The following is a 25902-nucleotide window of genomic DNA, read 5'->3' on the forward strand; positions in this document are numbered from 1 at the left end:
CTCATATCGACTTCGCCCCACCAGGCTGCACCTTCCGCGCCCACAGCAGCGCCAGCGGCCCCAGTGCAATCCCGACCGCGAGGACGCTGAACGCCAAGAGCCAGCCGGTCGCGCTCTGCGGGCCGCCGGCTGCATCGAGGGCGGCGCCGGTGCCCCAGGCGCCGACCGCCGACAGGCCGAAGCCGACCGTCGAATGCAGAGCTAGGGTCGCGCCGCGATGTTCGGACACAGCCGCGGCCGACATGCCGGCGGTCAATGCGCCCGAATCCGCCGGCACGGTCAGGCCATAGACGAGCAGCAGCAGTGCCAGCACCCATGCCGGCGCTGTCGCGTTGAGGCCGATGACCAGCGCGACGCAAGCCGACGCGATCATCACGACCGTGATCGCGCGATGGCGCCCGAATTTCAGCGCGGCCTCGTTGCCGAGGATGCTGGCCGGCATCGAGATCACCGCAAAGCAGAAGCTCAGCACGACGGGGCTCAACCACGACGGGGCGCCTTGATGGGCGACGACGAAGGTCCAAAACCCGACCAGCCAGGTGCGGATGCCGTAGAGCTCGAAGCAATGGGCGCCGTAGCCGAAGATGTATCCGAGCGCCCCGCGATTGGCGAAGACGGGCGCGAAGTTGAGCAGACGCCCCGCCTTCGGCGCGGGCCGCTGCTCCTGCATCAGAAGACACGCGAGGACCATCGCGATCGGACCGAAGCCGGTGACAAGAAAGGCGGTCCGCCATCCCCAACGGTCGGCGATCAGCTGCGCGACCAGGAACGAGAGACCAACGCCGACCGAGAAGCTCGACGTGTATAGCGTGACGGCGCGTGAACTATCGCCGGCGGGAAGCCGATCCGTCAGCGCCTTCAGGCCCGGCATGTAGGCGCCGGCAAATCCAAGCCCTGCCAGGGACCAGATCGCGGTCGCGGACCAAAACCCTTGCGCGAAGATTCCGAACGCTGCGGTCGCCAGCCCGCTGACGATCGAGCCCCAGAGCAGGACGAGCCGTGCGTCGATCCGGTCGGTCAATGTCGTCAGCACGGGCACGGCGAGCATGTAGCCGAACGCGTAACCGCTCGCCATCAAGCCGCCTTCGGCCGCCGAGAGGCCCCACGCCGGCATCAGATGCTGCGCCAGATTGGCGGATAGCGTCACGTGCGGCAGCAGATTGCCGACCTGGCCGATGCACATCACCGCGATCAGAGACCGGCCGCTCAAGTTACGAATGCTGTCCTCCCGCCCCCACGCCGAAACGGCGCACGAACCACAATGGATAACTCTCCGGCATCAGCTGCAAGAACCGACTTCATGAACAACCGCACCCCGAAGCGCCGGCCTTCTTTGCTGCTTCGTCGGCGGCGCAACAGGCCGTTGATTCCTGCTTCGCCGGCCCACCGCAACATCCTGATACGGCGCCGGCGGCTTCGACGCCGCCGCGCGTGCAGACGCCGGTCTCCGGTAGCACGAGCTCCACCCTTGCGGCGGCTTTCTTATCGCCGGCGAGATCGGCCGCAATCGAGCGCACCTGCTCATATCCTGTCATCATGAGAAAGGTTGGCGCGCGACCATACGACTTCATGCCCGCCATGTAGAAGCCCGGCTCTTCGTGCGCGAGCTCGCGGGCGCCGTGCGGGCGCACGGTGCCGCAGCTATGCTCGTTAGGATCGATCAGCGGCGCCAGGGCGACCGGCGCCTCGATAGCGGGATCGAGCCGCAGGCGCAATTCGGACAGGAACGAAAAATCGGGACGAAAGCCCGTCGAGACGATCAGCTCGTCCACGATCACGCTCCGTCCGCTGCAACCCGAGCCGGCCGCGATCTCGAGGCGGCCCTCGGTCTCAGCCAGATGCGTGACGCCGAATTCGGTTTCCACCCTGATCTTGCCGGAGGCAACGAGCGCAGCGAACGCACTGCCGAGCTCTCCGCGTGCAGCGAGCTTGTCAGTCCGGCCGCCACCAAACGCCTTGGCGGGATCGGCGGCGCGCAACAGCCAGATAGCTTGCGTCCCCGGCGCCTCGCCCGCGAGATGCACGAGATCGATCAGTGTGCCCACCGCGGAGTGGCCAGCGCCGAGCACCGCAACGGTCCTCCCGGCATATCTGGCGCGACCGGCACCACGGACATCGGGCATGCCATAGGCGATGTGGCCGGCGCATTCACGCTCGCCGATTGCGGGCAGACCGTTACCTCCGGCGGGATTGGGAGAGAACCATGTGCCTGATGTATCGATCACGGCATCGGCGCGCAGCACTTCGGGACCTTTGCCGTTCTGGTAGCGAATTTCGAACGGCGCCTGCTCACGCCCTTTCGTCTTCGCCTTGTCGAAACCGACGCGGCTAATGGCCGAGACGCGACTGGATGTCCGGATCAGCTCGCGCAGCGGCGTTCGCGTCGCAAGCGGCGTCAGATATCGATCGAGCAGTTCGCCACCGGTTGGATAGGAGCCCGGGTCCGGCGAATTCCATCCCGTCGGCGCGAGCAGGCGCGCCGCGGCCTTGTCGATATTGTATTCCCACGGCGAGAACAGCTGGACATGCTGCCACTGGCGCACCGCGTGCCCCGCTTCGGATCCTGCCTCCAGAACGATGGGTGACATGCCACGCTCCAGGACGTGCGCAGCTGCTGCGAGGCCGACAGGCCCTGCCCCGATGATGGCGACCGTCTTAGCGTTCATTCGGCTCCTCCCATACTTCTAGAATCATCGAACAACACTAGCCAAAAAAGATCACGCCGCCGTTTGCGTCGTCTTGCATCCGACCTCGTCGGCACAGCACTCCGCCGCCAGGAAATCGACCAGACCCCGCATCGCGTCGAAGTTTGCGTGGCAAATCAGAGTCGTCGATTCCCGGACCTGGCTGACGAGCCCGACCGAGACCAGGGTCTTGATGTGATGCGACAGGGTCGACGCCGGTACCTTCAGCTTGTCCTGCAAGCGACCGACGGGCATGCCGGAGTGCCCGGCCCGGACCAGGGCACGATAGATCTGAAGTCGCGTCCGGTTGCCCAGGGCCTCCAGGCGTGCTGCTGCGTCGTCGATCTTCATGGCCGCCACGATGCGCCTGCCGATGTCAACTGTCAAACCATATTTCTAGAATATTCGAAATAACTATTCGGTCGCCCACCATGGAATTCCGGATTGACGCGTTCCAATTAGTTCCATAAGTCTGGATATATGGAAACAGAAGAAGCCGTCCTGGCGCTCGCCGCGCTGTCCCAGCCGACCCGACTGGAGGCGTTCCGAACGCTTGTCCGGCACGAGCCCGATGGCCTTGCGGCGGGCGATCTCGCCCGCCTGCTGGAAGTCCCATCGAACACGCTATCTGCCCATCTGTCGATCCTGACGCGCGCGCGCCTCGTCACCTCCGAGCGGCACAGCCGTTCGATCGTCTACCGCGCCAACCTCACCGAATTCCGCGACGTCGCGGTTTTCCTGCTGCGCGATTGCTGCGGCGGGCGGCCGGAAGTCTGCGAGCCCGTCATCGAAACCCTGCAAGCCTGCTGCAAGCCGAGACGAAAGGAGCGGAGCCGTGCCTGATCAATTCGATCTTCCGCGACGCCTCGCAGCCGAGGCGCTGGGCACGGGCATTCTCGTTGCCACGGTGGTCGGCTCCGGCATCATGGCCGAGACGCTGACCAAGGATGTCGCGCTTGCGCTTCTCTGCAACACGTTGCCGACCGGCGCCATTCTGGTCGTCCTGATCACGGTGTTGGGCCCGATCTCCGGCGCGCACTTCAATCCGGCAGTGACGCTGGTTTTCACCGGCAAGCGCGAGCTGCCGGTGAACGACGCCGCACTTTACGTCGTCGCGCAGGTTGCCGGCGGCATCGCGGGAACGATGGCGGCGCATCTGATGTTCGGGCTGCCGCTGCTCGATTTCTCGGCGAAGGTGCGAACCGGGGGACCGCAATGGTTCGCCGAAGCCGTCGCCGCCTTCGGTCTCATCGCGACGATCCTGGCCGGCATCCGGTTTCAGCGGACGGCGGTCCCTTGGCTGGTCGGCCTGTACATCACGGCGGCCTATTGGTTCACGGCCTCGACCTCATTCGCCAATCCGGCCGTGGCCATCGCAAGGTCGCTGACGAACACGTTCTCGGGCATACGTCCCGCCGACCTGCCCGGATTCATTCTCGCGGAGCTCTGCGGAGCCTTAGCCGCCATGCTGTTGATGAATTGGCTGCTCGGACAGCCCCAGGCGCGAGGCCCCATCCCAATCGCGGAGACAACCCGATGAGCGTCACGATCTATCACAACCCCGCCTGCGGCACCTCGCGCAACACGCTGGCGATGATCCGGCAGAGCGGCGTCGAGCCCGACGTGATCGAGTATCTGAAGACGCCGCCGTCCCGCGAAAAGCTCGTCGAGCTCGTCAAGGCCCTCGGCATCTCCGTTCGCGCGCTGCTGCGGGAAAAAGGCACGCCCTACAAGGAGCTCGGCCTCCACGACCCCAAATGGTCGGACGACGAGCTGATCGACCAGATGCTCGCGCACCCCATCCTGATCAACCGTCCAATCGTGGTGACGCCCAAGGGCACACGCTTGTGCCGGCCCTCGGAAGCCGTCATCGATCTCCTGGACAATCCCGTCGGCCGGTTCGTGAAGGAGGATGGCGAGGTGGTCGAGGCGCGATGATTGCCGACATGGCCTCACTCGCGTTTGCCTCGACTTAAAATTTCAGGGTCGTGCGCAATCCGAAAACCGAGGCATTGCGCAATGCCCGTCCCGGCAGCGGACTAGCCGGAGCCGTCGCGCCGCCACCGGGATGGACGATGTATTGAAAGTTCGGCTGAACGGTCCAGCCATCCTTGATCTGGTATTGATAGACGGCCGTGAGCAGCCCCTCGAAGCTTCGCACCGGCCAGCGCGGATCGACGAACCTGGCATAATCGGTGTCGAGCGTCTGGGCCCGTTTTGAGACATGCGCATATCCGGCGGCAATGCCGAACTTGTCGTCGGGGCGTGCATTGCTGAGCCCGATGAGCTCGACGCCGCCATCTGCATAGACATCGACCAGATTGCAGTCAGCCGGCGCGCCGGACACGCGTGCGAAAATGCCGATGCCGCGATCGTCGCTGTTCGGCATCCGATAAATCTGCTGCTCGAAGACCGCCCAGGCTCCAATATCGCCCGACAAGAGCCGCGGTTCCCCGCTGCTCGTTGGCGCGGCCAGCGAGACGCCGTTGGATGCGAAGCGCTGATCCCCGAACGATCCGAAATGACGCCAGCCACCGACCTTGAATTGGCCGGTCAAGTTCGGGTCACCCTTTCTGTTATTCCAGGCATATTGAACCTGGCCGAGCAGAAGCGGCGGATCGTTGACCCGGAAATTGACGCCATACCGGTTACGCTCCTGCGGATCGCCGGAACCGGGCCCGGCCTGGTCGCCGTCGAAAATCGCGCCAAGGACGGACAACTGGTCCGTCACGTTCCACAGGAGGCGCGCGCCCACGGCCGCCAAGGGCGGCGACGGCCCGCCGCTTGGCAAAGCAAGCGACGTGATCGCCGGCCAACCCATCGAGGCGTTGGTGAACACATCCGTGTACTTGGTATTGAAGAACTCGCTGTCGGCCGCCAGCTGCCCGAGCTTGAGCGATAGTTTCTTGTCGCCCCACTGCTTCTCGAAATAGGCCTCGTAGAGTCGCGTCGAGGGCAACGCTTCGATCCCGCTGACGACGAAGAAATTCTGCAGATTCGAGCGCGAGAGGCCTTCGCCGTGGATCTGAAACATGTTGGCGTGAAAGGTCAGCTTGTCGATGCCGACGAGTTTTTCGAAATCCAGATCGACGGCGAGATTGAGCCGGCCTTCGTAGACCGCACCCTTCTTCAGACCGCCGGTCGGATTTCCGAGCACCTCGCCGATATAGGTGGCCGCAAACTTCACCCCGTATCTTTGACAGGGGTTCGGCAGCAGCCCGAGCGTTTTCTCCTCGATGGTGCTCTCGCCTGTATCGGGATCGGCAGGCTTGTCGTCGTCGGTTTTCTTGTCTTCCTGAGCCGCGGACTGGGCAGCCGCGACCAGGCAAGCCGCAACGATCAACGCCCGCGTCAAATGCCTGATTGCTGTCGCGTCCACGCTCACCTCCCGAGCGATCAATGACGCACGCCGCTGCCCGGCATTCAAGCCGGTCGTCAAACAATGTGCGCAGGCGCGGCAATCCGATTCGCGCGCTGTGAACTACCGCATGCGTGAGGCGGTACTATGTTCACTTTTGCACTTTCGACCATCAGATCTTCGGGATCTTCGCCCGCTCCACCACGCCGATCCATTTGCTGATCTCGGTCTCGATCAGCGTCTTCATCTCCTCCGGCGAGCTGCCGCGAACCTCGCCGCCGACGGCGGTCTCCAGGCGCTGTTTGAGGTCGGGATCCTTGAGAGCGTCCAGCGTCGCCGCATTGAGTGCGGCGATGATGCCGGGCGGCGTTCCCTTCGGGGCCAGCAGGCCGGCCCAGGTGCGCACGTCATATCCCTTGATACCGGCTTCCTGAACCGTCGGCACGTCGGGCAACAATGCGGTGCGCGCCGGCGAGGTCACCGCCAGGCCGCGGATCGCACCGCCCTGAATCTGCGAGGCGAGCAGGACGGGGGTGCCGACGATCACCGGAACCTCTCCGCCGAGCAGCGCGGTGACGGATTGGGAATCGCCGCGATAGGGCACGTGCACGATCTCGACGCCGGCGGCTGCGTTCAACAGCTCTCCTGCAAGATGGTGCGTGCTGCCGAAACCGACCGATCCGAAGCTGAGCGCACCGGGCTTCTGCTTTGCCATGGCGACGAGCTCGCCCAGCGATTTTGCCGGGTAGTCGCTACGCACGGCAATGACGAGCGCGTAATAGACCAGCGTCGAGATCATCTCGAAGCTCTCGGCCGGCTGGTAGGCGAGGCTCTTGTAGGTCGCCGCGGAAATGGCGTGAGCGCCGGTGACGAGCCCGATCGTGTAGCCGTCGGCCGCCGCTTTCGCGATGGCATCCGCGGCGATGTTGCCGCCGGCACCGGGCTTGGCCTCGACGATGATCGGTTGTCCGAGCTTTTTCGAGAGCCCGTCGGCGATGATGCGCGACAGCGTGTCGGCCGCCCCGCCCGCGGCAAATCCGTGCAGCAGGCGGATCGGGCGCGATGGATAATTCTCCGCCGACGCCGAAGTGGTTGCGAAGAAACCGCCAAACAGAAAAATCGCCGCAGCAAGCCGCTTCATCCGTTGCATGGATGCGTCCTCCCTTTTGATTGTTCTATCGTTGGCCGCGACGAGGCGGCGTTTCTTCAACTCGCGTTTGATCCGCTACCGGGCGAACTCCGTGCATTCAGGCGATGGCGGCATGCCCCAGACATCGCGCGGCAGGCCGACCCAGACTTTTGGCCGCTGCGGTCGGTCGCGATGCCAGGGACGCGGCTCGAAATAGCCGAGCGCCTCGTCGGTCATGCGGTCGAGATCGAAGAACAGCTCGACCACATGCCCGTCGGGATTGCGGTGGTAGATCGCGGTGTTGTGCCCCGGGCCATGACGCACCGGTCCCCAGAGAACCGGCAGCTTGTGCCGCGCGAGATGATCGCAGGCCTCGTGCATGTGGGCGGCACCACGCAGCTCGAACGCGACATGATGCAGGCCACGGACGGGCGCGCGGGCGAAGTTCAGCGTGTGATGTTCGAAGCCGCTGCGCATGAACACGAAGCGATCCTCGATCCAGTCGGAGACGCGCAGGCCCATCATGTTCGCGTAAAACTCCGAGGCCGCGCGCGGATCGGGCGTAGCAAGCGCGACATGGCCGAGCTTGCTGACGGCAAGCGCTCCGATCCGCTCCTGCGCGGGCGTCGGCGTCCAGCCCTGGATCAACTCGAAGCGCGTTCCTTCGGGATCGCTGAACGACAGCAGCCTGGAAACGCCAGGCAGCGGATCGCTCTGAAATTCGGGCCGCAGATCGGCCTGCTTCAGCGCCGCGCCGAGCGTCTCGATCTGGACCTCAGGAGATATCTCGAAGGCGATGCTCGTCAGCGCCGCGTCGCCGAGTTCGATCACCAGCGAAAGCTGCTCGGCATCGTTAGCGAGGAAGATGCGGTTGCCGTCGCGGCCGACGCGGCCAAGACCGATCACGGCGCGGTAATAGTCGAGCAACCGCTCGGGATCTGGCGAGGCAAAGCTCGCGTGCCGGAGCCGGGTGAAGCGTGCAATGGGTGCTTGTGTCGTCATCGTGCGATCCACCCCCTCATGGCGTCATGATGATCTTGCCGAGCGCGGAGCCCTGCTCGAGCAGCGTGTGGGCCTGCCTGACCTCGTCGAGCTTCAGGACCGCCGAGATCGCCGGCTTGATCGCATTGCGGCTCAGCGCGTCAATCACATTGCGCATGAGCGCGCGACGCCCGTCGCGATCGTGGTCGTAGATGTGAAAGGAGAAGCAGCGTATCGCCGGGCAGATGTCGAGATGGTCGCGCATCGCCGCCATCAGGTTTTCTTCCGGCAACCCGGCGAAGGCGTTGTACGACAGCAGCGTCCCCCATTTGCCGAGCGCGCCGAGATAGCCGGTGAACTCAGGCCCACAGACGTGATCGAGCACGAGGCCGACGCCCTCGCCCTTCGTCAGCTCGCGGGTCCGCGCCACCACATCTTCGCGGCGGTAGAAGATGATCTCATCGGCGCCGTTGCCCCGCGCGAATGTGGCCTTCTCCTCGGTGGAGACCGTGCCGATGACATTCATCTGTGCGAGCTTGGCAAGCTGCACCAGCGCTGTGCCGACACCACCCGCCGCCCCGATCACCAGCACGCTCGCCGGTGCGCGCGGATGGCGGCACTCGTGCAGCAGCGCGTAAGCGACCTGGTAGTTCGACAGGCACACGGCCGCCCGCAGATCGACATTGTCGGGCATCACATGAATGGCGTCGGCGGGCGCGACCACATAATCGGCGTAGCAGCCGCCGCGCTGCGACAGGTCGCGTGCGCTCAGCAGCACCTTCTGGCCGATCGCAAGCCCCTCGACGCCGGCCCCGAGCGCGGCAATGCGGCCGGTGACGTCGTTGCCGGGATTGGCCGGCAGCGGCGGCATCCATTTGTAGACGCCACGCCGGATCAGCACATCGGGCTGCCCAACGCCGAACGCTTCGGCGCGAATCTGCACCTGGCCTGGTCCGGGCACAGGCACCGGAAGCTCAACCAATTCGAGTGCATCCGGCCCACCCGGCTGACGCACCAGCACCGCTCTCATGATGTCACACGCCTCCCCAGCCATATTTTCGAAAATCATACCGTTTACGAAAATTATTGCAAGATGGTCGTTTGCGCGGCATGTTGAGCCATCGATTCAAATGACAGAAATCATGTCCGAAAGCGCCATTGGCTCCCGCAAGGAATTCGGCAAGACCGTTGCCGCCGACATCACCCATCGGCTGCGCGAGGAGATCATTGCCTGCGGCCTGGCGCCGGGCGAGCCGCTGCGATTCGACGTCCTGCGCGAACGATTCGGCGTAAGTTTCACGACGCTGCGCGAGGCGCTGACGGCGCTTACCGCCGAAGGCCTGGTCGACGCGCAGGAGCAGCGCGGATTTCGGGTGGCGCCGGTCAGCCGCCAGGACCTGGTGGAAGTCACCGATGCCCGGGTGCTGATCGAGGTGGAATTGATCCGCCGCGCGATCGAGCGGGGCGACGACGACTGGGAAATCGCCGTCATCTCGACCCTGCACAGATTGAAGCGAATCGAGCAGCGCGATCCGGAACATCCCCTGCGCGATCCCGAATGGAAGATCGCCCACCGCCAATTCCACCAGGCGCTGGTGTCCGCCTGCGGCTCCGCGACACTCCTCGCCATTCGCGCCGATCTGTTCGATCGCGCCGAGCGCTATCGGCACCTTTCGGCCAATTTCCGCCCCCGCCCGCGCGACAAGGCCGGCGAGCACCAGGCGATCATGCAAGCCGCCATCTCGCGCAATCCGGATCTCGCGGTGCAGCTGATCGAGGCGCATATCCGCACGACCGCCGACAACGTGGCGACCTACGCCGCGCATCTGCTCGATACCGAATAGGCGGCAACGGCTTTTTATCGCCGCGGGCTTGCGCCTCGCCTGATTTTCGAAAATAATAGGCAAGATCGAAAATGCCAACCTTTGAGGCGTACCATGAAGCTGCTGTCGTTCTTGGATGGGAATCGGGAGAGCTGGGGCGCCGTTGCCGAGAATGGCGTGGTGGATCTCGGTCGCGCCCTGCCCCAGTATCCTGTTCTCGCGGACTTCCTCGGCAGCGACGACTATGCGCGGCGCGAGGCCATCGTCGCCGGGCACAAGCCCACAATGGCGCTCAGTGACGTCAAATATCTGCCGGTGATCCCGCGTCCGGAGAAGATCGTCTGCGCCGTGCGCAATTATCTCGACCACCACAATGAAGCCGTGGCGTTCGGGATGAAGCGCGAGATCACGGAATTTCCGCCGATCTTCCTCCGGGTCTGGCGCTCCCAGGTCGCGCACAACGCGCCGGTGATCCGGCCGAAAGTCTCGGACAATTTCGACTGGGAGGGCGAGCTTGCCGTGGTCATCGGCAAGAGCGGCCGTCACATCAGCCAGGCCGACGCCTGGGATCACGTGGCGGGCTATTCGATCTACAACGACGTCAGCGTGCGCGACTGGCAGCGTCACGCCCAGCAGATCGCCTCCGGCAAGAACTTCGTCGGCACCGGCCCGTTCGGACCATGGCTGGTGACGCCGGACGAGATCGGCGATCCCACCAAATTGAAGCTCGAGACGCGCGTCAACGGCGCGGTGGTGCAGTCGTCCGACACCTCGATGCTGATCTTCTCGATTCCGCGGCTGATCGAGTACAGCTCGACCATCTTCGACCTCGTCCCCGGCGACGTCATCGCCACCGGCACGCCGGCCGGCGTCGGCTTCACTCGCAAGCCGCCTGTTTTCCTCACGCCCGGCGATGTGGTCGAGGTCGAGATCGAGAACATCGGCGTGCTGCGCAATCCCGTCGTCGACGAAGCATAGCACCTGCGCATGTCGTCTCAAGACGTGTCCCATGACATCCGCAAGACCGCGCTTAGCGTCGAGACCACCTGGCACGAGCGCGGTCCCCGGCTGGAGAAGCCTCTGCTGGTCGGGACGGCCATTGCGGTGATCCGCAATCCTTTCGCGGGCCGCTTCGAACCCGACCTGATGCCGTTTCAGGCATCCTTGCGCGAACTCGGGCGCGAGCTCGCAACACGGCTGATCGCGCAGCTCGGCGGCGCCGCGCAGATCGAAGCCTATGGCAAGGGCATCATCGTCGGCGAGGACGGCGAGCTCGAGCACGGCGCGGTTTGGCACGAGGCCGGCGGTCAGGGCATGCGCGAGGTGCTCGGTCAGCCCAAGGCGATCGTTCCGGCGGCGAAGACCATCGGCGGTCCGGGCACGCGGCTCATGGTTCCGCTCGGGCACATCCACGCCGCCTATGTCCGCAGCCATTTCGGCACCGCGGAGATGACGCTGTGGGATTCACCACGGCGCGACGAGATCGCCTTCGGGCTCGTGATGGCGACCGGCGGCCGGCCTCACGCGCGCATCGGAGGCCTCGCGGCATCCGCGATCTCCGCGCACGACGGACAGCGCTGACGGGCGCGATCAATGCGCGTTGCAGCGGCAACGCTCGTAATCGACGGGATCATGGCTGTTGACGATCGTGACGCGTTCGCCGTGGTTCAGCTTCAGCGCGCGCAGTCGCACCTGGTTGGCGATCCGCATGCCGCGGTCCATGTCGGCGCGACGCTGGAAATAGCCCAGCACCAGCGGCATGCGGGGCGATGCGTCGAGCTGGCCGTGATGGAAATAGCTGTCGCCGGCGTGCAGCAGCCATTTGTCGCCTGATCGCACCGCGATACCGCAATGGCCGAGCGTATGGCCGGCGAGCGGGATCATCAGGATGTCCGCCTCTGCGTCGCCGAGGGCGCGCACGCCCTTGAAACCGAACCAGTCTTCGCCGGCTTCGCCATAGAATGTCCAGCTCGGTCCATGGCTCCACTGCTCGGTGACATAGCGCCCTTCCGGCGGCGCCGGCTTGCGCTGCACCGCCATGTCGTATTCGGCGCGATGGACATGGATCGCGGCATGCGGGAAGTCCGGCACGCCGCCAGCGTGATCGCGGTCGAGATGGGTCAGCAGCACATGGCGCACGTCCTTGGGGGAATAGCCGAGTGCCTTCACCTGTTGCACCGCCGTCTCCGCCGGATCGAGCCTTGGCGCGGTCTGCCGCAGCCATCGTCGTCCCAGCCGATCGGGCGTTGCGATATCGCCAAGTCCAATGCCGGTATCGACCAGGGCGAGCCCGTCATTGGTCTCCACTAGCAGGCAATGGCAGACCATGCGGGCGCGCTGGAACAGGCTGCCGGTGCCGTTCACGAGGCGCCGCCCCATCGGGCACATCGTGCCGGTGTTGAGATGGTGAATTTTCATCGCGCGTTCCCTGCCTGTTGTGAGCAGAGCGTTCTTGTCATCGTTAGATCCTAGGTAAAATATCGAATATTGATAATATCTCTAGGCATATCCTATGGACATACGCGAACTCCGCTACTTCGCCGCCGTCTACCGCGAGCGCAACCTGACCGCGGCGGCGCGCGTCTGCTTCGTTTCGCAGCCGTCGATCTCCACCGCGATCACCCATCTGGAGGCCGAGCTCGGCACCACGCTGTTCATCCGGCACAAGAAGGGCGTCGCGCCAACCGCCTCGGCCGAGCAGTTTCACACGCTCGCCCGCCGCATCATCGACGAGACCGACGCGGCGCGCAGCCTGTTCAGGAGACCGAGCACCAAAACCAATGTGACGCTCGGCCTGATGCGCACGCTCGACGTGCCCCGGACGATCGCACTGCTCAAGCCGGTGACGGCGCGCGCCGACATCGCACTCCGCCTCGTCGGCAGCGACGAGCGCGCCGACGCGCGGATCATCTCCAAGAGCATGCTGCGCGCTGACGAACATTTCGTGGCGCTGTGGAGCGAGCGCTATGTCGCAGCGCTGCCGCCGTCGCATCCGCTGGCCCTGAAGGAGAAGCTTCGCACCGCCGATCTCGCCGGCGTCCCCTTGATCGACCGCTGCCATTGCGAGCAAAGCGAGTTCTTCCGCCGCAACCCGCAGGCCCGACAGACCGCGGCGATCGCGCAATCAGAGGATTGGGCCATGGCGCTGGTCGCAGCCGGCGTTGGCATCGCCATCGTCCCGGAAGGCGTAGCGCGCGGCAATCCGGATGTCGCGGTGCGCGAGATCGAGGTCAAGGTCAAGCGCGAGGTCGGGGTCGCCTATCGCGCATCCGTGTCGCTACCGGATGCGCTGAAGGATCTTGTCAGCAAGCTCCGGAAGCAGCGGCGCAAGCCCGCGGGGCAACGATCGCGCGCCCGCGGAAAATCCTAGCCCTTCGAGACGACCGCACGGCCGTAGGGCGGCTGGGCCGCGACCGGCGGGTTGGCGGTCTGGGCGGCGAGTTCGCCGATCAGGCGGTCGGCGTCGGCGGCCATGCCGTCGGGCGCCTGGATCACCAGCCGCTCCAGCCCCCAGCGATAGGACGAGACGCGCTGCTCGAGGCACTGCTGCACCCACTGGATGATCAGCGAATTCTCCTGCATGCGCTCGACCGCGTCCTCCTTCTCCTTCGGCGAGAGGGAGGAGACGCGCGCCATGCTGGCATTGCGCTTCTTGTCGAGGTCGATGACGCGGATCGCGGAGGCGAAGAACGGCTCGAAGCGGGTGATGTCGTTGCGCACGTCCTCCATCAGCTGCGTATAGCGCGAGGAGTGCGAACGGTGCGGCTCGTCGATCAGCGTGCGTCCGTACATGGTGCGGTCGAACACGATCTTTTGCCGCCAGGGTGAGGGCAGCGTCTTGTAGTCGCCGAACACGCTCTTCCAGGCAGGCCGCGACAGCGGCGGCTCGATCAGGGGATAGGCGAGGTCGCGAAGCTGGCGCTCCTCGTCGGTGAGCTGGAATTGGGATGGCTTCAGGCCGACGCTGGAGGTGACTTCCGCGCCCAGCCAGCGATGCATGTCGTCGCTGCGCATGTCGGCACGGGTCCGGCCGAAATCGCCGCCACTACAGGCGGCAAGCGTCGCGCCCAGCACTGCGAGCATGAGGGCCGTTACGACGGGCCGGATCTGGCGGAGGTTCTCCGGCATTGCATAGGCCGAAGGCTAACGGCGACGACGACGGCGCCCCGGCGCTGTGCCCTGCTCCGGCCCGTGATCGCCGCTGGTTTCGTCGCTCTCGCGCTCGATGCGGATCACGGGAAGGATCAAAATCGTGCCCATGTCCGCGCGCGGAGCCACGTCCACCGACGCGCCCACCCGGCGACCGGCCGGAAATTCGATGATGGTCCCCATATCAGCTCTCTTCAATTGCCGCGCGACCCGGCGCGCCTCTGCAACATGGGGATCATTAAGATCAGTTCATGGTTAACGGGGTGTAAACGTGCCGGCGGCACCGTAACCGCACGGGCGGGACCCACCGTCCCGTTGCGGCACGAGAACGCTTCAAAGCAGGCGTTCGGCTTCACGCCTCGTTTTCCTTAACGAGCCTTTAAAAGAGCCCGCGATAGGCTGCCGGCGAGTATCTCTTCCAGGTCGCGTATCTCTCCATGACCAAGTCGTTGTTTCCAGGATTCGACGGGCTGATGACCCTCTCCCGTCGCGAAGGCGTCGATGTTCGTCCGACGCTGCTGCGCGTGCTGACCGACCTCTATGTCCAGTCGAGCACCCACAGCGACGACGAGCAGCGCCAGTTCGTCGAGCTCGCCACACGACTGATCGACCAGGTCGACGACGCGACGCGCGCGGCCGTCAAGGCGCGGCTTGCGATCTATCCGTCGACGCCCGCCCCGATCATGCAGAAGCTCGGACTGTCGGCCGCGCAGGAGGGCCGCAGGGTTCCGCTCGCGCGCGAAATCCCGGCGCCCGCCTCTGCTCCCCCTCCTGCCCCCTTGCCGGTTCGCACGCCAAGCGACGCCGAGCTGCGCATGGCCTCGAACATGGCAATGCAGCCAACGGACGCGGCCGATATCCACGACATGTTCTTCCGCGCCGGCGCCCCCGAGCGCGCGCTGATCCTGCACAATCTGGCGCAGACCCCGCTGAAGGCGGCGCCGCGGATTCCGATCGTGCGCGCCAAGCGCGCGATCCAGATCCTCGAGATGGCGGCGATCGCGGGCGATGTCGAGAATTTCACCTCCGAGCTCGGCGACAGCCTGATCCTGCCCTCGCGCGTCGCAGCCCAGATCGTCGACGATGCAAGCGGCGAAGCGCTCGCAGTCGCCGCGCGCGCGCTCGACATGCCGAGCCCGGTGTTCCAGCGTATCCTGCTGTTCTTCAAGCCGGAGATCGGCAACTCCGTGACCGACGTGTACCGGCTGTCGCGTCTTTACGATCGCCTCAGCGATCGCGCGGCGCTGGTGATGCTGGCCGCCTGGCGCGGCTCGACGCTCGCCGTCACCCGCGCAAAGTACCAGCCCTCGCTGCATGACAGCGAGCGCCAGCGCGCACGTGCGGGCGCAAGCCAGACGCGCCCGGGCGTGCAGCCCGGCTCCGCGCCCGCGGTGCGGACAGGGACTGACGGATCGGATCGTTAGGCCTTCGCCAGCTCGAGAAAATGTCGCCCGGCGCGGTCTTCGGTCTCGACGATCCAGATATCGGAGTCGAAGCGGATTTCCTTGGTCAGGCGCTCCTCCACCGCGGGCTCCGGCATCGGTTGCGGCGCAAGCGGCACAAAGAAGCGATCGACCGGCCGACCGTCGTCATAAGAGGTCTGCGGCGCCGGCACATAGAGCATCGCATTGCCGTCAAGCAGCGAGACCTTCACGAACACCGCACCCGCCTCCTCCGCGCCGCGACGCCGCACCGCGCCGTACACGCCCTCGGTCTGGCACCGGCGCAGATAGGCTGAGACCCAGATATTTGATTTCAAACGCATGGAGCGCACGATAGGACAGCGCTGCAATCAGCACCAGCCTTCGCAACAGTCACGACTATTCGACGGGGTGTCCGATCGCGGCGCCGAGCTCGCGGAGCAGGCGGTCGGACAGCTGGCCGGTGACCTGCATCTTGTGCTCGCGCTCGAATTTCTGGATCGCGGACTGGGTCTCGGCGCCCATCGCGCCCGTGATCTTCAAATTCCCGTAGCCATATTCGGACAGCGCGCGCTGCACGCCGGCGATGCGCCGCGCGGCCGGGCTCTGCTGCACGGGGATCGGCGCCGGAGGACGCGTGACGGAGGGCGGCGCCGAAATCGTTTGCTTGACCAGATTGGTCATGGGATCGCCCGAGCGCGGCGTCGATGCGGTCGCCTCGACAGGCCTTTCAGGCGGCTTTTCCGCAGGTCTGGGTTCGGCACGAAACTCCGTCGCTCTCGGCTCGAGCGGCGAAGTATCGGCGCCGACGGGACGCGGACGCGGCAAGGGGTTCGACAGCGCCAGGGACGACGGTGCGGGAAGATTGATCACGGTGCCGAACATCGGCGCTGGATGCCGGCCGGTCTGCAGGAACAGCGCATTGGCAACGATCGCGCCGATGGCGGCAACGGCGACGAGACCGGCCAGGGTATCCTTGGGGCTATGCAGCAGCACGCGCAGCACGAGATTGCGCTCGGTCTCGACATCGATGACCGCGGCCTTGGCGCCACGGCGGCGCGGAGCGGCTTCGTCCTTGGCAGACTTTTTAGGCACTTTTCTTCACCAGAGCGGGTTGGTCCTGAACTTGGTCGTGAGGATGGTCCTGAACTTCCTGGCGTAGCACCGGCGTCAGGGTCGCGATCTTGCTCTCGCTCGCCTTGCTGTCGGACATCTTGCCATCAGAAGTCTTCATATCAGACGTCTTGGCTTGCGGCGTGTAGACGAGCGGCAGCTTGACGGTGACGGCAGTGCCCTCGCCGAGCCTGCTTTGTACCGTCAATTCGCCGAGATGCAACGCCACGAGGCTCTTCACGATCGAAAGTCCGAGGCCGGTGCCTTCGTGACGGCGCTGATAGGTCTTGCCGGCCTGGAAGAACGGCGCGCCGATGCGCTTGAGATCGTCAGGCGCGATGCCTATACCGGTGTCGCTGACGCGCAGCGCAAGCTGCGAGCCCGAGACCGCGGCCGTTACGGTGACCTGACCGCCACGCTCGGTGAACTTGACGGCGTTCGCGACGAGGTTGAGCACGATCTGCTTGAAGGCGCGCGGATCGCCGGTCATGACAGGCAGATCCTGCGGCGCATCGGTGACGAGATCGACGCCGTTCTCCCGCGCCTTCAGCGCCAGCAGATTGCAGCAATGCATCAATGATGCACGCGGCGCGAACGGTTCGGACGCCATCTCGAAATTGCCCGACTCCATCTTGGACATGTCCAGGATGCCGTTGACGACCGAGAGCAGATGCTGGCCGGAATCGTTGATGAGCTGGGCGTATTCCCTCCGCTGGGCCGCGCCCAGCATCAAGGTCTGCTCCTGCGTGATCATCTCGGAGAAGCCGATGATGGCGTTCAGCGGCGTGCGCAGCTCATGGCTCATGGTGGCGAGGAAGCGCGTCTTGGCGGCGTCCGCCGCCTCTGCAGCGCTGCGCGCCTGATCGAACGCCTGCTCCCCGAGCTTGCGGTCGGTGACATCGCGCATCACGGCGACGACATCGGCCTCGCGCGTGGCATCACGGCCCATATCCTGATCGAGCGGGCGGCAGCGCATCTCGACCCAGATGAAATCAACCTGGCCGCGCTCAGAGCCGGCACGCTCCCGGCGCAACCGGAACTCGACACTGCGCACGTCGCCGCGCGCGGCATCGGACAGCGCCGTCAGATACGCCGGCCGATCGGCGACATGGACGCGATCGAACAGGCCGTGGCCGAGCAGTTGCGCGACGGGCACGCCGAGCATGGCTTCCACCGCCGGTGAAATGAACTGCACCGCGCCGTTGCGCTGATGCCGCGAGATGACGTCGCTCATGTTCCGCGCCAGGAGGCGGTAACGCTCTTCCTCACGCAACAGGAGCGCAACGCTGGTGCGCGCGAGCGATTCCGCTCCGAAGGCCAGACCTGCGGCATAGAGCGTCGCCGAGGCGACGCCGAACGCTATCAGCACGCCGCGTTCCGCAGCGCTGGTATCGCCAATCGGCAGCCAGCCGAGCTGGCTGACGAGGATCAGGATGCCGGCGCAGGACAGCGCCAGCAGCGAGGCAAAGGCCGCGACGCGGCGCGAGGCCGACAGCGCAGCTTCGAGGGGAACGACAACCAGCCAGATTGCGGCGAATGATTCGATGCCGCCGGTCGTCACCGCAACCGCCATGATCAGGCCCGAGAGCGCCAGCGACGACAGCACATGCGCGCCTTCGTAACGGCCGGTGCGCGACAGGAACCAGGACAACAGGATCGGCGCAATCAGCCAGGCGAAGGCTGCCACCTCGATCGCGCTCGGCGCGCCGCGCATGGCGAGATAGACCGGGAATGCGGCAAAGGCGGCTAGGCTGCCGAGCAGCCGCGGGGCCATGAAGGCACGATGGCGCGCTCGCGTCAGCGCGTCGTAACGCGCGGAGGGATGCAGCAGCGCATCGAGACAATCGCGGATGATACTCAAAACTGTCACGGGTCTCGCGCTTCGGCTCATTCGTCGGGAAGACGCGCCGGAACGCCTCCTTATCGTTGAGCCACCGTGTCAGAGCGACCTTAAACGAACACTAAGGCATCGCGGCGCGCCGCCGGACACCCCGTCATCGCAGGGCTTTTTAGACGATTTGACGACGTCATCGGCGAGGATGGTGAACACAGGGTTTCACCGTGATCCGCATGGTTTCGAAATGGTGGACGGGCGTGGCGGCAGCGCTCACGGCACGGACGTCAATCGAAAATTTACGACACCATCGATAGCAAAGATTCTTGAGTCAATTTTCCGCGAATTAAGCGGAAGGCAATCACTTGCGATTTATCGAGAGTTGCTAGGTCCGACATCCGCGGAGATCGCCGCGGCGGGATCTAACATACAGGTCGCAAGATGCGCTTTCTGCTTCGCATCACATTCTGGCTCGGGCTGGTGCTGGTGCTCCTGCCGCGGGACAAGACGCCCGAATCGGACAAGCTGCCGCAGATCGGCGCTGCCGACGCGGTGCAGGCTGCGACCGCGGCCGTCTCCGACATGACCCAGTTCTGCAAGCGCCAGCCGACGGCGTGCGAGGTCGGCGGACAGGCCGCCACCATCATCGGCCAGCGGGCGCAGGACGGCGCAAAGAAGATCTACCAGATCATTAACGACAAGAAAGAACAGCTCGAGAAGCCCGACAAGAAGGCGCCCGACCACACCGGCTCGATCGCGCTGGCCGGCGAAGGCGATCTTGCTGCGAGCGAGGCGCCGCGCGACACCCTGTCCCAGGACGACCTCGCGCTGGAATGGCGCGGCTTGGCGCCCGCGACAGCGAATTAGCGCCCAAACCCTATCGATTTCGGCGCTTTGCGTCCCTATATTGGCCTGAACGGGAACTTTGGGCCAGCATGACGACGATCGATGAAATCAGGGACAATTTCGAGATTCTGGACGAGTGGGACGACCGCTATCGGTACGTCATCGAGCTCGGCCGCACCCTGGAACCGATGTCCGAAGCCGAGCATTCGGCCGAGAACAAGGTGAATGGCTGTGTCAGCCAGGTCTGGCTTCAGAAGCTGATTGATCGTCGCGATGACGGCGCGCCGATCCTGACATATCGCGGCGACAGTGACGCCCACATCGTGCGCGGGCTGGTCGCGATCGTTCTGTCGCTTTACTCCGGCCGCACGCCACAGGAGATTCTTGCGACCGACGCCATTGCCGTATTCGACGAGTTCGGCTTTCGCGACCATCTGACGCCGCAGCGTTCCAACGGCCTGCGCTCGATGGTCGAGCGGATCAAGACCGACGCGAAAGAGGCGCTCGCGGAAGCGTCGTAGAAACTCTACTTCCGCTTCCGCTGCTGCTGTCCCAGTCCCATCTGCTTCGCAAGCTGCGAGCGGGCCACCGCATAGTTCGGTGCGACCATGGGATAGTCGGCCGGCAGGCCCCATTTCTCGCGATATTGCTCCGGCGTCATGTTGTATTGGGTGCGCAGATGGCGCTTCAGCGACTTGAAGCGCTTGCCGTCTTCCAGACAAACCAGATAATCGGGCGCGATCGACTTCTTCAGCGAGACCGCCGGCTTCGCTGGCTCGAGCGGCGCCGTCTCGGTGCGGCCTGACGAAACGCGCACCAGCGCGCCATGCACCTGGCTGATCAGATTCGGAATCTCAGCCGCAGGCGTTGGATTGTTGCTGAGATAGGCCGACACGATGCCCGCCGTCAGCTCAACGAAATTCTTAGCCCCAGCATCCGACATCGGCCCCGCCTTTCTCCACCTTGCGTCTCACGCGAGAGATGACGCCAAAGTATTCCGTGTCAACAATACGTTCGGCTGAAATGGGACGACTAAGGAATCCGGGCTGATTTACTGACGAAGTGACAAGAACACCACCGCTTTACTTGTCTACCCTAGCGTTTTGCCTGCACCAGATTTGCCTGCGCCCGCTCTCAAGCGCCGCGCTGGTCGAGGTGGGAGCGCAGCTCGTCGATCGAGGCAAAGCGCATCATCCCCTCAGGCATCTGGGCTTCGATCGAGCCATCGGAATAGAGCGAATAAGCCATGCCGTCGACGATGCCGGATTTGAGCACGGTCACAGGCGTCTGCTCGGCCGCAGCCGCAGGCTCGGGTGCGGGCGGCGGAGCAGGCTCAGCGAAGGTCGACGGCGAGCGCGGTGGCGGGCGCCGCGCGGCGGCCGGCGGCTCCGGAGGCCTCATACGGTCCGGCTTCGGCCAGGCGTCGTCAAAGCTCGCAGGCGGCGTCTCCGGGGCGGCAGGCTCCGCCGACGGCTCGGCATGCGGCAGCGGCGGCAAGCCCTCGCCGGTCTTCGCTTCCGCGCGCTCACGCTCCTTGCGGGAGGTCGAGGCGAACAACAGGTTGCGCCGGCGCGGCGGTTCCGGAACCTCAGGCGGGCTCGGAGCTTCCGGCGCTGGCGGCGGCTCGACGCGCGGACGCTCGCGCGCGGCTGCTTCGTTCTGCCAAGGCGGCGGTCCTGCGGCCGGCAATGGCGGCGCCGGCTCCATCTTCTCGGCGCCCGCCGGCTCAGGCGCGGGGGCAGGCGTCCCGGCCATCCCGAGACCCGGCAGCACGGGCCTGACCCGAACGTCGGATGGTGCAATTGATCCAGCCAGCCGGCGGGCGATGCCCTTCAACTCCGCGACCACCACGTAGAGGCCGGCCAGTAACAGTCCGGAGCAGACGCCGATGGTACCGGAGATTATGAGGGTACTGCCGAGACTGAATTCCCTGACGGTGAAGCCGAACAGGATCGCAAGGAGGCCCGCCAAAACGGCGAAAATCCCCGCGATCAACAATGCCAACGCCATCGAACTCACCCCCGGCCGCGCAGCCATACGCGACACTCGTCACGCCACGATACCGTCATCCGGTGTTCCACGCCAACGTCGAATTATAGGCTGCGTTCCTAAAGGAAAGGAAATCAGGGACTTATTCACATTCCCTTCAGCTACGGCTCGCTACTTCTAGGCTGCTCTCAAGTTGGTCGGATTTGCTGCGTTGCATCAGGAATTTAGCCATAATGCCCAATTACTTGGTAATGGAACTGCGCTATAGGGATTCCGGGGAGCAGGCCCGCGCGCACCAGCAGGGCCAAGAGGGGATTCCGGGTCACCAATAGCCATGACATCCATCACGACTTCGGCGATCGACACGCCTCTGCGGCGCTCGGTTGAACGGACTTGCGACGATCTCGCCATGCTGGTGCTGGCTGCGGTCGCCGTCATTGCAGGCTTGACCTTCCGCGACTATGGGCTCGGCTGGGACGACTACACCCACGCCGAATATGCCGACCTGCTGCTGCGCTTGTTCGGTTCCGGTTTCAAGGACACCGCGGCACTCTCCTTCGCCAACCTCTATATGTATGGCGGCGGCTTCGACATGGTCGCGGCCCTCCTGCACAAGGTGATTCCGCTCGAGCTGTTCGAGACGCGCCGTCTGGTCGGCGCCGTCGTCGGCGTGATCGGACTTGCCGTGACGTGGCGGCTCGGCCGCCGTATCGGCGGCCCGCTTGCGGGACTTGCCTCGCTCTTGCTGCTCGCGCTCTGCCCGATCTTCTACGGCCACATGTTCATGAACCCGAAGGATGCGCCCTTCGCCGTGGCCATGATCATCCTGATGCTGGGCCTTGTGCGCCTCGCCGAGGAATATCCGCAGCCTTCGCCGCGCACGATCTTGATCGTCGGCCTTGGTGCCGGCCTCTCGCTCGGCACCCGCATCCTCGGCGGCCTTGCGCTGGTCTATGCCGTAATCGGCTTCATGCCGCTGTTCCTGGAGGAACTGCGCAGTGAGGGCCTGCGCGAGTCGGTCCGACGCTTCGCTCATGTCGTCTACGTGCTGCTGCCCGGCCTCGTGCTCGGCTATCTCGTGATGGGGCTGATCTGGCCGTGGTCGATCATGGAGCCCGGCAATCCCTTCGAGGCGCTGACCTACTTCTCGCACTTCTTCGAGAAACCCTGGAAGGAGATGTTCGACGGCGCGATCGTATCCGTGCCTGACATGCCCTGGTCCTATCTGCCGACGCTGTTCGCACTTCAGTTGCCCGAGGTGATGCTGGTGCTGACGTTCGGCGCCGTGATCGGCACCTTGGTTATGCTGCCCCGCCGCGAGGTCCCAGCCCGCCGCAAGACCATCCTGCTGATGCTCACGCTCGCCGCGACGCTGCCGCTCGCGATCGCGATGGTGAAGCGACCGGCGCTGTACAATGGCATCCGCCATTTCGTCTTCGTGATCCCGCCGATGGCGGTGCTCGGCGGCCTCGCCTTTGGCTGGGCCATGGAGCGCCTGCGCGCCAATCATCGCACCTGGCAGCCGGTCGTGCTCGCCACCTTCTGCTTTGGCCTTGCGCTCTCGCTCGCCGAGATGATCCGCCTGCATCCCTATCAATACACCCACTTCAACCACATCGCCGGCACCGTGCGCGGCGCCGACGACCGCTTCATGCTGGATTATTGGGGCCTCGCGCTGAAGCAGGCCTCCGACGAATTGCGCGAGCAGCTGGTCGAACGCCAGGAAGTGCCGCCGCGCAATCGGAAATGGAAGGTCGCCGTGTGCGGTCCGCAGCGTCCCGCCCAGGTCGCGCTCGGCCCCGACTTCACCATTGGCTGGGATTCCAATGCCGCCGATTTCGCCATGACGCTCGGTGAGTTCTACTGCAAGGGCCTCACCGCCCCCGTGCTGGTCGAGATCAAGCGCGACGACGTGGTGTTCGCCCGCGTCTACGATATCCGCGGCAGCAGCATTTCCAGCCTGCTCTCGATCCCGGCGCCGTAAAAATTCTTCTCTCTTGTAGGACCGTAGCCCGGATGAGCGCAGCGACATCCGGGGCCTATCAGGCAGCCCCGCATGTCGCTTCGCTCATGCGGGCTACGCTGGACTGCCGCGCTTTGTGTGCCTTGCTGGCAGGTCGCGGCAGGACTACGCTCCCTCCCTGCAACAACGATGTTCGGAGAGATCAGCCATGTCGCCAGCGGAAGCGCGCCTGAAGGAAGTGCCGTCGAACATGACGGAGGCCGAGTGGCAGCAACGGGTCAATCTCGCCGCCTGCTATCGCCTCGTCTCGCTCTACGGCTGGGACGACTTGGTCGACACCCACATCTCAGCGCGCGTGCCCGGCCCCGACCATCATTTCCTCATCAACCCCTACGGGCTGATGTTCGACGAGATCACGGCGTCGAGCCTCGTCAAGGTCGATCTGCACGGCAACCAGCTCTCCGAGAGCGAATACAGCGTCAACCCCGCCGGCTTCACCATCCACTCGGCGATCCACGAGGTTCGCGAGGACGCCATCTGCGTGCTGCATCTTCACACCCTCGACGGCACCGCTGTCTCGAGCAGCGCCGAAGGCCTGCTGCCGCTGAACCAGACCGCCCAGCTCGTCACCCACGACCTCGCCTATCACGACTATGAAGGTATCGCCCTCGACCACGACGAGCGGCCGCGGCTGCAGAAGGACCTAGGCGACCACAACCACATGCTCTTGCGCAACCACGGCACGCTGACGGTCGGGCGCTCGGTCGCCTCGGCCTTCGAGCGCATGTATCACCTCGAGCGAGCCTGCTCGATGCAGGTGCGTACGCGCGCGCTGGGCACGCCGGTCTACCCGGTCGACGATGTCGCGATCGACAAGAACACCGAGCTGCTCGCCAACCGCGACCGCGCCGAGCTGCGCGCCACCAACCTCGTGTGGCCACCGCTGCTACGCAAGCTGGACCGCGAGCTTCCGGGCTACCGCTCTTGAAATTTTCGGGATTTGGTGTAGGGTAACAGTCAACGAACCTCTACGCGTTTTGGAATGAAACGCCGCCCAATTCCGGGCGGCGTTTTTATTTGGCCCCGTCATTGCGAGGAGCGAAGCGACGAAGCAATCCAGGCTGGCGCCGGAGAGAGATTTCTGGATTGCTTCGCTACGCTCGCAATGACGAGGAAAGAGCGCCCTACTTCACCTCCGCCAGCGCCGCGAGGATGCGAGCCCAGGAACGGATGCCTTTCTGGAAACTGCGGAGGTCGTACTTCTCGTTCGGCGAGTGGATATTGTCGTCGTCGAGGCCGAAACCGACGAGCAGCGAATCCAGCCCAAGCGTACGCTTGAAGTCCGCGACGATCGGGATCGAGGCGCCCGAGCCCATCAACACGGTCTCCTTGCCCCATTCCTCGGTCAGCGCGGTCTTGGCCGCGGCGAGCGGCTTCATGTTCCAGTCGAGCGCAATCGCAGGCCCGGCAGAGTGGTCGCCGAACTCGACCTTGCAGTCTCCCGGAATGCGCGCCGTCACGTACTCACGGAAATCCTTGCGGATCTTTTGCGGATCCTGCCCTTCGACCAGTCGGAACGAGACCTTGGCCGAGGCGTGCGACGGGATCACCGTCTTCGAGCCCTCACCGATATAACCGCCCCAGATGCCGTTGACGTCGCAGGTCGGACGCGTGGAAGCTTGCTCGACCAGGAGCCTGCCCTTCTCGCCGGCCGGTATCGATAGCCCAACGGGCTTGAGGAATGTGTCCGGCGTGAAATCGAGCTTCTTCCACTGCGCGAGAATATCCGGCGGCGTGTCCTTCACCCCATCATAGAAGCCCGGAATGGTGATGCGATTGTCGTCGTCGAACAGCGCGCCGAGAATTTTGGTCAGCACCCGGATCGGGTTCATCGCGCTACCGCCGAACACGCCGGAATGCAGGTCGCGATTGGCGGCGGTGATCTTGAGCTCCTCATAGAGCAGGCCGCGCAGCGAGGTCGTGATCGCCGGCGTGTTGCGGTCCCACATGCCGGTGTCGCAGACCAGCACGTAGTCAGCCTTAAACTCGTCCTTGTTGGCTTCGATGAAGGGCACGAAGTTCTTCGAGCCGACTTCTTCCTCGCCTTCAATCAAAAACGTGACGTCGATCGGCAGCGACCCCGTCACCTTCTTCCAGGCGCGGCAGGCCTCGACGAAGGTCATGACTTGGCCCTTGTCGTCCTCGGCGCCGCGCGCCACGATGATCTTGCGGCCATCGGCATGGTCGGTCACAACAGGCTCGAATGGCGGGCGGTGCCAGAGCTCGAGCGGATCGACCGGCTGCACATCATAGTGGCCGTAGAACAGCACATGCGGACGGCCGCCCGCGAAGCTCTTGCCGACGACCGCAGGATGGCCGGCGGTTGGCCTCACTTCAGTGGCAACGCCGAGGCTCGCGATGTCCCTGGCAAGATGCTCGGCCGCCGCCTTGCAATCGGCCGCGAAGGCCGGATCGGCGGAGATCGACTTGATCCGCAACAGCGAGAACAGGCGCTCCAGGCTGTTGTCGAACTCCTTGTCGATGTGGTCGAGCACGGATTGAAGCTGCGCATTTGCCATTGGTCGTATTCCCTGCGTTCGAATCCCAAGACG

28 protein-coding genes are annotated in these 25902 nt (G+C 64.7%); 12 read left to right on the top strand and 16 right to left on the bottom strand.

Going from position 1 to position 25902, the window contains the following annotated elements; genetic code table 11:
• Position 1: 1 nt before the first annotated feature.
• The 3 genes from IVA93_RS25180 to IVA93_RS25190 all read right to left on the bottom strand — a co-directional run bounded on the left by IVA93_RS25180 (position 2) and on the right by IVA93_RS25190 (position 3035).
• Positions 2-1183 carry an MFS transporter gene (locus IVA93_RS25180; RefSeq protein ID WP_247371111.1) on the bottom strand — a complete coding sequence of 394 codons (1182 nt, stop codon included), beginning with the start codon at positions 1181-1183 and terminating at the stop codon, positions 2-4.
• A 115-nt stretch (positions 1184-1298) separates the two neighbouring features.
• Positions 1299-2666, bottom strand: a complete 1368-nt coding sequence (locus IVA93_RS25185) for an NAD(P)-binding domain-containing protein (protein WP_247370922.1) — start codon at positions 2664-2666, stop codon at positions 1299-1301.
• Between the two features lie 51 nt (positions 2667-2717).
• The gene (locus tag IVA93_RS25190) at positions 2718-3035 is read right to left on the bottom strand and encodes an ArsR/SmtB family transcription factor (RefSeq protein ID WP_018458504.1); all 318 of its coding nucleotides are present in this window, start codon (positions 3033-3035) and stop codon (positions 2718-2720) included.
• Between the two features lie 129 nt (positions 3036-3164).
• Here IVA93_RS25190 and IVA93_RS25195 point away from each other — a divergent pair, with 129 nt between their 5' ends.
• Genes IVA93_RS25195 through arsC form a run of 3 tightly spaced genes read left to right on the top strand, consistent with a single transcriptional unit; the run spans position 3165 to position 4622 of the window.
• Positions 3165-3527, top strand: coding sequence for an ArsR/SmtB family transcription factor (locus tag IVA93_RS25195; RefSeq protein WP_247370925.1), 363 nt, complete (start codon positions 3165-3167; stop codon positions 3525-3527).
• Positions 3520-4224 carry an aquaporin gene (locus tag IVA93_RS25200; protein WP_247789261.1) on the top strand — a complete coding sequence of 235 codons (705 nt, stop codon included), beginning with the start codon at positions 3520-3522 and terminating at the stop codon, positions 4222-4224. Before IVA93_RS25195 ends, IVA93_RS25200 begins: the two co-directional genes overlap by 8 nt.
• Complete coding sequence (arsC, locus tag IVA93_RS25205) at positions 4221-4622, top strand: arsenate reductase (glutaredoxin) (RefSeq protein WP_018458501.1); 402 nt, start codon at positions 4221-4223, stop codon at positions 4620-4622. Before IVA93_RS25200 ends, arsC begins: the two co-directional genes overlap by 4 nt.
• Positions 4623-4656: 34 nt before the next feature.
• Here the strand turns inward: arsC and IVA93_RS25210 are convergent, their stop codons facing one another.
• The 4 genes from IVA93_RS25210 to IVA93_RS25225 form a co-directional block, all read right to left on the bottom strand.
• On the bottom strand, positions 4657-6063 hold the full coding sequence (locus IVA93_RS25210) for a carbohydrate porin (RefSeq protein WP_247370931.1): 1407 nt from the start codon (positions 6061-6063) through the stop codon (positions 4657-4659).
• A 151-nt stretch (positions 6064-6214) separates the two neighbouring features.
• Entirely contained in the window at positions 6215-7192 is a 978-nt protein-coding gene (locus IVA93_RS25215; protein WP_085362376.1) for a tripartite tricarboxylate transporter substrate binding protein, read from the bottom strand.
• A gap of 75 nt (positions 7193-7267) precedes the next feature.
• A complete protein-coding gene (locus IVA93_RS25220; RefSeq protein ID WP_247370934.1) occupies positions 7268-8173 on the bottom strand; it encodes a VOC family protein in 906 nt (301 codons plus the stop codon).
• Between the two features lie 16 nt (positions 8174-8189).
• Entirely contained in the window at positions 8190-9182 is a 993-nt protein-coding gene (locus IVA93_RS25225; RefSeq protein WP_247370938.1) for a zinc-dependent alcohol dehydrogenase family protein, read from the bottom strand.
• A 112-nt stretch (positions 9183-9294) separates the two neighbouring features.
• Here IVA93_RS25225 and IVA93_RS25230 point away from each other — a divergent pair, with 112 nt between their 5' ends.
• From IVA93_RS25230 to IVA93_RS25240, 3 genes are all read left to right on the top strand, one after another.
• Positions 9295-9996 (top strand): GntR family transcriptional regulator, encoded by a 702-nt coding sequence (locus IVA93_RS25230; RefSeq protein WP_247370941.1) that lies wholly within the window; start codon positions 9295-9297, stop codon positions 9994-9996.
• Between the two features lie 93 nt (positions 9997-10089).
• On the top strand, positions 10090-10953 hold the full coding sequence (locus IVA93_RS25235) for a fumarylacetoacetate hydrolase family protein (protein ID WP_018458495.1): 864 nt from the start codon (positions 10090-10092) through the stop codon (positions 10951-10953).
• A 9-nt stretch (positions 10954-10962) separates the two neighbouring features.
• On the top strand, positions 10963-11556 hold the full coding sequence (locus IVA93_RS25240; protein ID WP_018458494.1) for an amino acid synthesis family protein: 594 nt from the start codon (positions 10963-10965) through the stop codon (positions 11554-11556).
• A gap of 9 nt (positions 11557-11565) precedes the next feature.
• Here IVA93_RS25240 and IVA93_RS25245 read toward each other — a convergent pair whose 3' ends face one another.
• The gene (locus tag IVA93_RS25245; protein WP_247541251.1) at positions 11566-12393 is read right to left on the bottom strand and encodes an MBL fold metallo-hydrolase; all 828 of its coding nucleotides are present in this window, start codon (positions 12391-12393) and stop codon (positions 11566-11568) included.
• A gap of 94 nt (positions 12394-12487) precedes the next feature.
• Between IVA93_RS25245 and IVA93_RS25250 the strand changes: the two genes are divergently transcribed.
• Complete coding sequence (locus IVA93_RS25250) at positions 12488-13345, top strand: LysR family transcriptional regulator (RefSeq protein ID WP_247370944.1); 858 nt, start codon at positions 12488-12490, stop codon at positions 13343-13345.
• Here the strand turns inward: IVA93_RS25250 and IVA93_RS25255 are convergent.
• Both IVA93_RS25255 and IVA93_RS25260 read right to left on the bottom strand, forming a co-directional pair.
• Entirely contained in the window at positions 13342-14103 is a 762-nt protein-coding gene (locus IVA93_RS25255) for a hypothetical protein (protein ID WP_247370947.1), read from the bottom strand. The genes IVA93_RS25250 and IVA93_RS25255 overlap by 4 nt on opposite strands.
• A 15-nt stretch (positions 14104-14118) precedes the next feature.
• Entirely contained in the window at positions 14119-14307 is a 189-nt protein-coding gene (locus IVA93_RS25260) for a hypothetical protein (protein WP_018458490.1), read from the bottom strand.
• Between the two features lie 254 nt (positions 14308-14561).
• Here IVA93_RS25260 and IVA93_RS25265 point away from each other — a divergent pair, with 254 nt between their 5' ends.
• Positions 14562-15548: a DUF2336 domain-containing protein gene (locus tag IVA93_RS25265; RefSeq protein ID WP_085352274.1), complete on the top strand. Its 987-nt coding sequence runs from the start codon at positions 14562-14564 to the stop codon at positions 15546-15548.
• Here the strand turns inward: IVA93_RS25265 and IVA93_RS25270 are convergent.
• The 3 genes from IVA93_RS25270 to IVA93_RS25280 are packed head-to-tail and all read right to left on the bottom strand — an operon-like array spanning position 15545 to position 18549.
• Entirely contained in the window at positions 15545-15889 is a 345-nt protein-coding gene (locus IVA93_RS25270; RefSeq protein ID WP_018458488.1) for a DUF1491 family protein, read from the bottom strand. The genes IVA93_RS25265 and IVA93_RS25270 overlap by 4 nt on opposite strands.
• 55 nt (positions 15890-15944) lie before the next feature.
• A complete protein-coding gene (locus IVA93_RS25275) occupies positions 15945-16640 on the bottom strand; it encodes a peptidoglycan-binding domain-containing protein (protein WP_018458487.1) in 696 nt (231 codons plus the stop codon).
• Entirely contained in the window at positions 16633-18549 is a 1917-nt protein-coding gene (locus IVA93_RS25280; protein WP_247370952.1) for a PAS domain-containing sensor histidine kinase, read from the bottom strand. The genes IVA93_RS25275 and IVA93_RS25280 overlap by 8 nt, the downstream gene beginning before the upstream one ends.
• A gap of 384 nt (positions 18550-18933) precedes the next feature.
• Here IVA93_RS25280 and IVA93_RS25285 point away from each other — a divergent pair, with 384 nt between their 5' ends.
• Positions 18934-19359 (top strand): DUF5330 domain-containing protein, encoded by a 426-nt coding sequence (locus IVA93_RS25285; RefSeq protein WP_247370955.1) that lies wholly within the window; start codon positions 18934-18936, stop codon positions 19357-19359.
• Positions 19360-19427: 68 nt separating this feature from the next.
• Entirely contained in the window at positions 19428-19859 is a 432-nt protein-coding gene (locus tag IVA93_RS25290) for a SufE family protein (RefSeq protein WP_018456863.1), read from the top strand.
• Positions 19860-19864: 5 nt separating this feature from the next.
• Here IVA93_RS25290 and IVA93_RS25295 read toward each other — a convergent pair whose 3' ends face one another.
• Together IVA93_RS25295 and IVA93_RS25300 are read right to left on the bottom strand one after the other, a co-directional pair.
• On the bottom strand, positions 19865-20281 hold the full coding sequence (locus tag IVA93_RS25295) for a Ros/MucR family transcriptional regulator (RefSeq protein ID WP_018456864.1): 417 nt from the start codon (positions 20279-20281) through the stop codon (positions 19865-19867).
• Positions 20282-20472: 191 nt separating this feature from the next.
• Positions 20473-21348: a DUF308 domain-containing protein gene (locus IVA93_RS25300; protein WP_166517692.1), complete on the bottom strand. Its 876-nt coding sequence runs from the start codon at positions 21346-21348 to the stop codon at positions 20473-20475.
• Positions 21349-21661: 313 nt separating this feature from the next.
• Between IVA93_RS25300 and IVA93_RS25305 the strand changes: the two genes are divergently transcribed.
• Positions 21662-23311: a glycosyltransferase family 39 protein gene (locus IVA93_RS25305; protein WP_247370959.1), complete on the top strand. Its 1650-nt coding sequence runs from the start codon at positions 21662-21664 to the stop codon at positions 23309-23311.
• 187 nt (positions 23312-23498) lie between these two features.
• Positions 23499-24278: a class II aldolase/adducin family protein gene (locus IVA93_RS25310; RefSeq protein ID WP_018456867.1), complete on the top strand. Its 780-nt coding sequence runs from the start codon at positions 23499-23501 to the stop codon at positions 24276-24278.
• A 196-nt stretch (positions 24279-24474) separates the two neighbouring features.
• Here IVA93_RS25310 and IVA93_RS25315 read toward each other — a convergent pair whose 3' ends face one another.
• Positions 24475-25869 carry a M20/M25/M40 family metallo-hydrolase gene (locus IVA93_RS25315; protein WP_247541252.1) on the bottom strand — a complete coding sequence of 465 codons (1395 nt, stop codon included), beginning with the start codon at positions 25867-25869 and terminating at the stop codon, positions 24475-24477.
• Between the last annotated feature and the right edge of the window lie 33 nt (positions 25870-25902).

The organism is Bradyrhizobium sp. 155 (genome assembly GCF_023101105.1).
In the GTDB taxonomy this organism is placed as follows: Bacteria; Pseudomonadota; Alphaproteobacteria; order Rhizobiales; family Xanthobacteraceae; genus Bradyrhizobium; species Bradyrhizobium canariense_D.